At 42.1% G+C, this 539-nt stretch carries 1 protein-coding gene; it reads left to right on the forward strand.

Annotation, left to right across the window (positions count from 1 at the left end):
* A partial coding sequence (locus tag ACFIQE_RS11365) for a DnaB-like helicase C-terminal domain-containing protein (RefSeq protein WP_375707796.1) occupies positions 1–539 on the forward strand: 539 nt, incomplete at both ends.

The following is a 539-nucleotide window of genomic DNA, read 5'->3' on the forward strand; positions in this document are numbered from 1 at the left end:
TCAGGGATAGCTACCCATATCAAAACCCTTGATGAAAAAATGGGGGGGCTACAGCCATCCGATTTGATTATCATAGCTGGACGCCCTGCTATGGGGAAAACCTCTCTGGCGACCAATATTGCTTTTAATATTGCTAATGCTTGCAAGCGTCATGATAACAGCCAAGCCAATGAAGGGGGTATTGTAGGTTTCTTCTCACTTGAAATGTCAACTGAACAGCTTGCAACTCGTATTATCTCAGAACAAATAAAGGTTTCTTCTTCTGATATGCGTCGTGGTAATATCTCAGAAGAGCAATTTACCAACATCATTTACGCAATGCGTTCCTTACAAACAATCCCTCTTTATATTGATCAAACGGGGGGTGTATCCCTTGCACAATTGGCCGCCCGTGCAAGGCGTCTTAAACGACAACATGGTTTAGATGTCTTGATTATCGATTATATCCAACTCATGACAAGCGGTTCAAAGCGTTCATTAGAAAACCGCGTTCAAGAAATTACAGCCATTACCACCGGATTAAAAGCACTTGCAAAAGA

Source organism: Bartonella sp. AA1HLJMS (assembly GCF_042197445.1).
Lineage (GTDB): Bacteria > Pseudomonadota > Alphaproteobacteria > Rhizobiales > Rhizobiaceae > Bartonella.